Origin of the sequence: Agitococcus lubricus (assembly GCF_003051055.1) — a bacterium.
Lineage (GTDB): Bacteria > Pseudomonadota > Gammaproteobacteria > Pseudomonadales > Moraxellaceae > Agitococcus > Agitococcus lubricus.
In genome coordinates this window covers 16,889-25,347 of the sequence record NZ_QAON01000003.1, presented here as the reverse complement: position 1 = coordinate 25,347, position 8,459 = coordinate 16,889, and the positions used below count along the sequence as shown (strand labels likewise).

Genomic DNA, 8,459 nt, shown 5'->3' with positions numbered 1-8,459 from the left:
GCCTGATGTTTATCCCCACCGCCCTTCTATTTGGAGCGAGCGATGTTTGTAGCGACAGGTCATACCGCTGCTCATCAAGTGAATAATAATGGATTTTTTCCAGACCTTAGTAGCGATGATTTTATCAAAACTCAAAAGTTAGATGGCATCATCAGTGGTGACAGATTGGTATTTGCGCTGACTTTAGCAATTTCTCAAGTGAATACGGCACTTATGGATTGGCAATTATCACAACAACGTGATGGATACATGTCTCTGAATGCCGTACCCAGTAGCTCCATCAATAACCAGTCACGGTTAATCGCTTTATATAAACAAGCCGTTTTTAGTTTTGCCAAAGCACAGCTTGTTGAACACTATCGAGACTTTGACACAACCGCCCTTGGCAATAAAAAAGCTGAGATGCTCGATATGAACATTGACATCTATCGTCGAGATGCTAACTGGGCAATTGCAGACATACAGGGAAAGTCACGAGCTATAGTGGAGCTGATTTAATGCAAATCGTCTCAATACAAGGTGACCGTGTAGATATAGTCTGTTGGCGTTTTTATGGCAACACAAACCATGTTGAACAGATTTTAGATGCAAATCCACAGCTGGCTTTTTTACCTGTGATTTTGCCGATTGGGACAGTCATTACTATGCCCGATATTCCTCAAAAAAACACAGTCATCGATACTGTTCAACTGTGGGATTAACATGACTGAACCCACCTCTACTTCTGCCGTTGTTGTCGCCACAGCCACTGGGATTGGTTTAACTGCCTTATTCCCCAATGTCGATGGTAATGCACTAATTGGCTCGTTTGCTGGGGCGATTTTATTTTTCTTAATCTCTAAAGAACCGCATCTATTAAGCCGTTTTGCCTATGCTTTTGTCTCTTTAATTATGGGGTACTTTCTTGCTCCTGAGTTGATTAACAAAGGCTACTTTCAAGAAATGGCTGTTGCCGCATTTTTAGCATCAACGTGTGTAGTGACAGTGACATTGGCATTACTTGAAAAACTAAAAACGGTCGATATCAGGGCTTTATTGGATGTGATATTTCCGAGGCCAAAAAAATGAGCGCATGGGTATTGTTTATTGCCTGTCTGGTTATTTGCTTACGTCTTTTCACCTTTCAACGTAAAGGTGCTCGTTATCGGCCTGTCATGTCATTTGGTGCTTATCTATTGATGGTGTTTAGTTTTTCCATCATGGTCAAACTGGCACTAAATCAATTTCCCTGTCATGTCTCCCCTTTTATGTCCTTAGCTGCTGTGGGACTTGCATGGTTGACTTTAGTCAATAAAGGTAATGTGGCTCATTTTTTTAGGAAGCATAGTCATGGCTAAACCACGTCTAACCGAACAAGACAAGATAGCAGCTGCTAATCGCTTGGGTATTAAATTATCCGCCTTAAAAGCAGTGTGTGATATTGAGAGTAAAGGGAATGGCTTTTTAGATGATGACCGACCTGTGATTTTATTTGAACGCCATGTTATGTATCGGCAACTGAAAAAATATGGCATCAAAGCGGATAGTTTTGCAGAAACTCAACCTAACATCGTCAATCGATTAAGCGGCGGGTACAAAGGTAGCTATTCAGAATGGACACGATTATTACAAGCATCACTCATTCATCAAGCTGCCGCCATTGAATCAACAAGCTGGGGACTTTTTCAAATCATGGGCTTTCATTGGCAACTTTTAGGCTATTCGTCTGCAAGTGCCTTTAAGAATGACATGGCCACAAACGAAAATCGCCAGCTCTATGCGTTTTGCACCTTTATCCTCAAAAATAAAAGCATGCACAAAGCCTTAAAAGAGCTGCGTTTTTCGGAATTTGCTCGACTTTATAATGGGGCTGACTATCAACGTAATCAGTATGATTTGAAACTGGCGAAGGCTTTTGCCAAATATGAGCAAGAGACTAGCAAATGAACAAGCTGCAAGACTTACGCGCACAGCTCTTAAATTTTGTAGATGGTCTACACGACAGTCCTGATACTCTACTCACCTTCGCCGACAAAGGCAAAATTGTCTGCAATAGCTTAACCTTGTCGTTTGAGTACCAATATACAGCCAATGTGATTTTAACCGACTTTAGCGGCGACTCCGACAAAGTCATGTTGGTGCTTTTAGCATGGTATCAACAACATCAACAAGATAAATGCTTCCCGGCTAATTTTGAATTTGAAGCCGACATTTTGGCCAATGATAAAGTTGACTTATCGATTAAATTGGAACTCACAGAACGTGTGATTGTCAGCAAAAATAATATGGGGCAAATCGAGAGTATCACTCACCCAGCTGAGCCAATATTAGACATTGAAACGTTTGCATGGCCATCTGGGTTATTTATTAACGGTGTAGCCAATGAGTGATAACTTTAGCGAATTGGCAACATGGGCTGCCCCACTATTGGCTAAATTGAATGGCAGTGCACGTCGCCAATTAATGCGCGAATTAGCCAAAGGCTTACGCAAACGCCAAAGTGACCGTATTAAAGCTCAACAAAATGTCGATGGTTCGGCTTATGTGCCACGTAAACCACAACGCCTGATTCGCTCCAAACAAGGGCGCATTAAACAAACATTGTTTAATAAACTCACTAAGGCTTCGCACTTAAAAATTGCAATAACAGACGGTTCTGTCGCAGTTGGTTTTGATGGCAGAACGGCACGCATTGCCCGTGTTCATCAATTGGGTTTACGCGATAAAGTTAGTCGCTATCGTAATGAGTACGACTATCCTAAACGCGAGTTATTAGGCTTTAGTGATGATGACAAAACTTGGGCTAGAGATTTTTTAATAGACCATTTAACAAGGTAAAACATGGAGATTCGCTGTTCACACTGTCATCGTAAATTGGCCAATGCTGAGTTTACGTTTATCGAAATTAAATGTCCGCGCTGTTCTACAGTCAATTCATTGAGAGTCGAGAACTCCTTAATCCCTGAACGCCATCGAGCGTCTTTTTCCTCGGAGAAACCTCATGGCACAGATACACCACGAACCATCACCCCCCCAATATAATTCAAGTGGAAAGGCTTTTTTAGCGTGGGTCGGTGGTAAAAGTAAACTTGCTCGTGAAATTATCAGCTTAATGCCTGCCCATAACTGCTATTGCGAAGTGTTTGGTGGTGCTGGTTGGGTAATGTTTAAGAAAACCCCCAGTAACGTTGAAATTATTAACGACATCAACAAAGAGCTGACCAATTTGTATCGCGTGATTAAGCATCACTTCGATGAGTTTATTCGACAATTTGAATATTTATTGATTTGTCGTGATGAATACGAACGGCTAAAACTCATCCCGCCCGAAACCTTAACCGACATTCAACGTGCAGTGCGTTATTACTATTTGGTGCGCTTGAGTTATGGTGGTAAAGCGGTTGAACACAACTTTACCGTTGCAGCAACACGCTTACCCCCCATTAACCTATCTTCGATTAAGGAGGAGCTGGAGCAAGCACATCGACGATTACAGCGTGTCACTATCGAAAATCAGCACTATGCCAAAATCATAGAACGCTTTGATTTGCCTGATACTTTGTTTTACCTAGACCCTCCCTATTTTGATTGCGAAAACTACTATGGCAAAGGCATTTTTAATAAAAAAGACTTTGAGCTATTACGTGACCAATTAAGGAGTATCAAGGGTAAGTTTATTTTGAGCCTCAATAATGTACCTGAAATTCGCGATATTTTTAGTGAGTTTCACCTCGTTGAGACCAGTGTTCGTTGGAGTTTAGGCAAAGAATATAATGCGGCAAATGAAGTTATCATTATGAACTTCAATCCTGCATAGTTTGTTTCTGGCGGTAAAACGGACTTTTACCGCCTTCATCAGACGATTTTTTTATGTGCGTATAGCACGATATCGGCATGAATATCGCCGACCTTTACCGACTTATAGAAAACCTCATTCGCATTGCTTCAATCAGCGATGTGGACTTCTCTGACCCCGAAAACCCTCAATGTCGTTGTTTAGTTGGTGAGATAAAAACTAATTGGTTAAGTGTGGGTCATACACGCATGGGTGCGGTTAAAGAGTGGAATCCACCCTCCGTTGGTGAACAAGTCGTTTTAGTCTCCCCCAGTGGCGATTTAAGCCAAGCCGTGATTATTGCTGCGCTGAGTTCTATAGCTCATCCATCCCCTGATATTGACCCTAAAAAACCTAAACGCACCTATCCTGATGGCGCGGTGATTGAGTATGACTATCAGGCACATAAACTCAGTGCCATTTTACCGACAAATGCAACCTTTGAGCTTAAAAGCGCTGGCGGGTTAAAGGTCACGGGTGATCTTGATTTAGACGGCAAACTCAATGTGACTGGCGATATTGAGTCAGGCGGAAATGTCAAAGATATCAACGGTTCTATGCAACAAATGCGGGATAAATATGATGCTCATGGCGGCCATATAGGAACAGGAACACCCCAGCCAAGGATGAATACGCCATGATATACAAAGGCATGAACGCTAAAACGGGTCGAGCCATTTACGATATTAATCATCTGAATCAATCAGTGAAAGATATCTTAACTACCCCGCTTGTTTCTAGATTGATGCGCTTGAATTATGGCTCGACCATTTTTGACTTACTAGATAGCCCAGCTCATACCCAATCACCCATACAGCTATATGCAGCCATTGCAACCGCATTAGTTCGTTTTGAGCCACGCTTACAACTCACACGCATTCAAATCAGCTCTCAAGCAAACGGACAGTCAATTATCGATATTGAAGGCTCTCAGTTGGTCAATGGCCAAAGAAAAGCTGTCAGTTTAACCACCAATATTGGGGTGATAGCATGACTATTTTTCAGCGTATTGATTTGTCTCAGCTCCCTTCGCCCAATGTGATTGAACAAAAAAGTTTTGAGCAGATTTTCTCTGAATTAAAAACAGAGTTGATTGGTTTAGATGCAAACTTGGCTGCCGTCCTCGAGCTTGAATCTGAGCCATTAGTCAAACTCTTACAAGTATATGCGTATCGAGAAATGCGTTTACTACAACGCACTAATCAAAAAGCCATCAGCATTATGCTTGCCTTTGCTAAAGATGCTGACTTAGACCAGCTTGCTGCAAATTATCATCTCAAACGCCTATTAGTTGACGCAGGCAACCCCAATGCGATTCCCCCTGTTTTACCTACTTATGAATCTGACGAAGATTTTAAGCGCCGAATTCAACTTTCGTTTGAGGCGTTTACCACCGCAGGCAGTGAAGCCAGTTATATCTTTCATGGTCTGAGTGCCGATGGCCAAGTAGCGGATATTACAGCACTCTCGCCAAGTGAGGGCGTCGTGGAGATTTATGTCTTATCCCGAACTGGTACAGGGGCGGCAGACTCCACATTATTATCAAAAGTAAACGCAGCATTAAATGCTAAAACTGTTAGACCACTCACCGACCATGTTCAGGTATTCAGTGTTGATGTAGTGAATTTTTCTGTGGTTGCCGAATTAGTTTTATTTGCAGGTCCCGACGAAAATTTAGTGTTAGCTAATGCACAACTCGAACTCGATAAGTACTTAGCAAACAGCCGTGGCAATGGTTTAGATATTACGATTTCAGGTCTACATCATGCCTTACATCAAGCAGGCGTACAAAAGGTCAATTTAGTCAGCCCGACTGTGGATGTAGTCATTCAGCCACATCAAGTAGGTTACTGCACGAATAAGACCATCACCGTAGGAGGTACAAATGCCTAACCTACTACCCCCTAATGCCACGTCACTTGAGCGTCATGTTGCGACATTAACCGAACGCTTAGAGCAGTATCCAAGCGACTTTCAGCATGCATGGCATCCAGACTTATGCCCTGTTGAGCTTTTACCGTGGTTAGCATGGGCATTTTCTGTCGACGAGTGGGATGTTAATTGGACTGAAGCTCAAAAACGTAATGCGATTAAAAACAGTGTTTTTATTCACAAACATAAAGGAACACGAGCAGCCCTTGAGCGGGCGTTAGCAAACTTAGTCGAGGCAGAAATTAACGAATGGTTTGAACATACCCCTCCCACTGCGCCCTATACATTTACGGTAAACACCACATTGCCATTGACAGATATCAGTGCCGATAGTTTTGCCAACATTATGCGAGTCATAAATGCCGCTAAAAACTTACGCAGTCACTATACCTTACAAATCACTACCGATGCATTTGGTGATTCTTTTTACGGGGGCAGCATGACCGCTGGATATGAGTCGGCCATTTATCCCTACTCGCCATCCATTTTGTTATCAGGGCACCTTCAACTAGCAGGCGCTCTATCTTCTGGCGTATCCACGCCGATTTATCCGTTTGTTCCTTAGGAGTTTCTCATGAGTTTAGCGCGTAGTCACTTAATTGCTGTTTTAGCCTCTTTATCGGCAGCAATTATTGAAACTGAAAATACAGAGTTATTTTTCCAAAATGCACGGTATGCGGGAGAGTTTAATCCAGCGCAGTCAACAGAACTCCCTAACGACTTAGTCACTAACGATGTGCTATGGGTAACACACAATGGTTTTTTCAAAAACAAACCTTTATTAACAGGTCAATTATTAAAGTATCTAGGGAACAATGCTGCACTACTTTTATTTAAGCCAATTATTCCTATTCCTTTTTTATCCGAAATTATTGGACATAATACAAGCAACGAAGGTACGTCTGAAAATATTGCAGAGTTAATAAGCACTGCTATAAACGAAGCATTATCAGAAGAAGGTCAAGTAGGTCAGATTCTTGGTCAACTAGTTAATAACTTTAACACGCAACTATCTGGCATCAATCAACTACTCCCTAAAGTGGCAAGGTATTTTGCACAACAATTAAATAATCCTGCTGACCTTAGTGCGGTAAATATACAGCAAATGGATGGCGATGATTTGCTAGATACTAGCCAAGTGACCATCAATATAGATGACTCAAATCCTCGTCAAGCCATTAGTATTATTTTTGGTAGTATCACTACTGAGCGTAAAAATTATAGCTTAGGCCAACTATGTCTGGTCACCGTCAATACAAATACCAATATTAATGAAGTCTATTTTGCCTGTGCAGGTACAGGTCAATTTGTCACTACGGACACATCAGTTTCAGCCAATACAAGTGTCACCTTTGTGATTACTTACTTAGGTCACTCTGATGACTTTAGTCCTCAATTTGCTCTCCTTAATAAAATGATTAATAACTAAGGTGGGAAAAATGGCTGACTTTTACTGCATACCTACCTCCTTAGGACTTATCAAACTGGCTAGTGCCGCTAACGGTGGTACACCTGTACAGATTGTCGAGTTTGCGGTCGGAGACGCCAATGGCGAACCCTATTTACCACAGACACGGGTGAATGCAATCGCTCTTATCCATGAGCAATATCGTGCATTATTAGAATCGGTGACTGTCAGCCCTTCAGATGCCAGTGTGTATATTGCAAAGATAAAAATACCTGCGAATGTAGGCGGTTTCTATCTCTGTGAAATTGCACTCATAGACACGGATGGCGATATCATTTACTTGGCAAACTATCCCTATAACTACAAACCAACACTGACTCAAGGTGCAGGTGGAGAGTTAGTTATTCCTGTCTACCTGCAAAGTAGTGCTGCTGACACCATCACCATTATTCAAAACCCGAATGTGATTACACTGTCTCAGGCAGAAGGTGATGCGCGTTATGCATTAATTAACGGCAACTCAAATCAACCATTCAAAGTTTCTAATGCCACACATTTAGATGAAGCCGTTTCTTTAGAACAACTCTATAAGCAAAAAAGTGGCTATTTCAACACGCCTATTCTCACCTTAACAAATGGTCAAACAGGGTTAATGACACTACCACCACAGACCATTGTTCGGATTTTATTAGTAGGTGGTGGAGCTGGTGGTGGCCAAGTCAATGAAAATTTTTCAGGGGTCAATGATTATTCCAGTTCTCCCAATCAAGGTCTTGCAGAAAATGGCACACATTCAAGCATCACTCTCGTTGGGATTGGTGAAATTGCTAGAGCTGAAGGTGGACTGGCAGGTAAATCAGGTATGCGTGATATTGGTGAAGATGCTGGTCGATATACAGGCTATGCAGGTAATCATGGTCATGCAGCCTTAAATGTCGGCTATGCCATGCTGTTAGGGGCAGCACGCCCTTCAGACGTATCCCCCAAAAGGGTACATCAAGATCATCCTTACCCCTACTATGCCTACACTATCAATGGTGTCCCATTAGGTAATTATGGTTTAGGAGGCGATGGTGCTTATGGTTCTTTTTCGCCTAATGATCCATCAGGTGCAGGAGGTCCGGGGGGTAATGGTGCGATTTTAGAATGCCTCATCAAAAATTCAACTGATAACAATATGACACTTGAGCTGACCGCAGGCCAACTAGGACAGGGCTATTACTACGACGCTTATGGGAATAATTATGCTGGTGCTCATGGTCAAGCTGGCTTAATTGTTGTCTACGCCTAATATCAATCAATTGA

The 8,459-nt window shown here is 42.1% G+C and carries 15 protein-coding genes; all 15 read left to right on the top strand.

From position 1 onward, the window contains the following. Positions 1–42: 42 nt before the first annotated feature. The 15 genes from C8N29_RS03930 (at position 43) to C8N29_RS03860 (ending at position 8,445) form a co-directional block, all read left to right on the top strand. On the top strand, positions 43–498 hold the full coding sequence (locus C8N29_RS03930) for a head completion/stabilization protein (RefSeq protein WP_107864740.1): 456 nt from the start codon (positions 43–45) through the stop codon (positions 496–498). Beyond that, positions 498–701 carry a tail protein X gene (locus tag C8N29_RS03925; RefSeq protein ID WP_107864739.1) on the top strand — a complete coding sequence of 68 codons (204 nt, stop codon included), beginning with the start codon at positions 498–500 and terminating at the stop codon, positions 699–701. Before C8N29_RS03930 ends, C8N29_RS03925 begins: the two co-directional genes overlap by 1 nt. A 1-nt stretch (position 702) precedes the next feature. After that, positions 703–1,068, top strand: a complete 366-nt coding sequence (locus tag C8N29_RS03920) for a putative holin (RefSeq protein ID WP_107864738.1) — start codon at positions 703–705, stop codon at positions 1,066–1,068. Then, positions 1,065–1,337, top strand: coding sequence for a phage holin family protein (locus tag C8N29_RS03915; protein ID WP_107864737.1), 273 nt, complete (start codon positions 1,065–1,067; stop codon positions 1,335–1,337). Before C8N29_RS03920 ends, C8N29_RS03915 begins: the two co-directional genes overlap by 4 nt. Continuing rightward, complete coding sequence (locus tag C8N29_RS03910) at positions 1,330–1,926, top strand: N-acetylmuramidase family protein (protein WP_107864736.1); 597 nt, start codon at positions 1,330–1,332, stop codon at positions 1,924–1,926. The genes C8N29_RS03915 and C8N29_RS03910 overlap by 8 nt, the downstream gene beginning before the upstream one ends. Beyond that, positions 1,923–2,369 (top strand): phage tail protein, encoded by a 447-nt coding sequence (locus C8N29_RS03905; RefSeq protein ID WP_107864735.1) that lies wholly within the window; start codon positions 1,923–1,925, stop codon positions 2,367–2,369. The genes C8N29_RS03910 and C8N29_RS03905 overlap by 4 nt, the downstream gene beginning before the upstream one ends. Further along, positions 2,362–2,817, top strand: a complete 456-nt coding sequence (locus C8N29_RS03900) for a phage virion morphogenesis protein (protein WP_107864734.1) — start codon at positions 2,362–2,364, stop codon at positions 2,815–2,817. The genes C8N29_RS03905 and C8N29_RS03900 overlap by 8 nt, the downstream gene beginning before the upstream one ends. A 3-nt stretch (positions 2,818–2,820) precedes the next feature. Further along, positions 2,821–3,021, top strand: a complete 201-nt coding sequence (locus tag C8N29_RS17415; RefSeq protein ID WP_107864733.1) for a Com family DNA-binding transcriptional regulator — start codon at positions 2,821–2,823, stop codon at positions 3,019–3,021. Continuing rightward, on the top strand, positions 2,981–3,796 hold the full coding sequence (locus tag C8N29_RS03890; RefSeq protein ID WP_107864732.1) for a DNA adenine methylase: 816 nt from the start codon (positions 2,981–2,983) through the stop codon (positions 3,794–3,796). Before C8N29_RS17415 ends, C8N29_RS03890 begins: the two co-directional genes overlap by 41 nt. A 77-nt stretch (positions 3,797–3,873) precedes the next feature. Continuing rightward, positions 3,874–4,455, top strand: a complete 582-nt coding sequence (locus C8N29_RS03885; RefSeq protein ID WP_107864731.1) for a phage baseplate assembly protein V — start codon at positions 3,874–3,876, stop codon at positions 4,453–4,455. Then, positions 4,452–4,808 carry a GPW/gp25 family protein gene (locus C8N29_RS03880; protein WP_204509269.1) on the top strand — a complete coding sequence of 119 codons (357 nt, stop codon included), beginning with the start codon at positions 4,452–4,454 and terminating at the stop codon, positions 4,806–4,808. Before C8N29_RS03885 ends, C8N29_RS03880 begins: the two co-directional genes overlap by 4 nt. Further along, positions 4,805–5,707 carry a baseplate assembly protein gene (locus C8N29_RS03875; protein WP_107864730.1) on the top strand — a complete coding sequence of 301 codons (903 nt, stop codon included), beginning with the start codon at positions 4,805–4,807 and terminating at the stop codon, positions 5,705–5,707. Before C8N29_RS03880 ends, C8N29_RS03875 begins: the two co-directional genes overlap by 4 nt. Further along, positions 5,700–6,311 (top strand): phage tail protein I, encoded by a 612-nt coding sequence (locus C8N29_RS03870; RefSeq protein ID WP_107864729.1) that lies wholly within the window; start codon positions 5,700–5,702, stop codon positions 6,309–6,311. Before C8N29_RS03875 ends, C8N29_RS03870 begins: the two co-directional genes overlap by 8 nt. A 9-nt stretch (positions 6,312–6,320) precedes the next feature. Further along, positions 6,321–7,175, top strand: a complete 855-nt coding sequence (locus tag C8N29_RS03865; protein WP_107864728.1) for a hypothetical protein — start codon at positions 6,321–6,323, stop codon at positions 7,173–7,175. Between the two features lie 10 nt (positions 7,176–7,185). Beyond that, a complete protein-coding gene (locus C8N29_RS03860; protein ID WP_107864727.1) occupies positions 7,186–8,445 on the top strand; it encodes a phage tail protein in 1,260 nt (419 codons plus the stop codon). Positions 8,446–8,459: the final 14 nt, after the last annotated feature.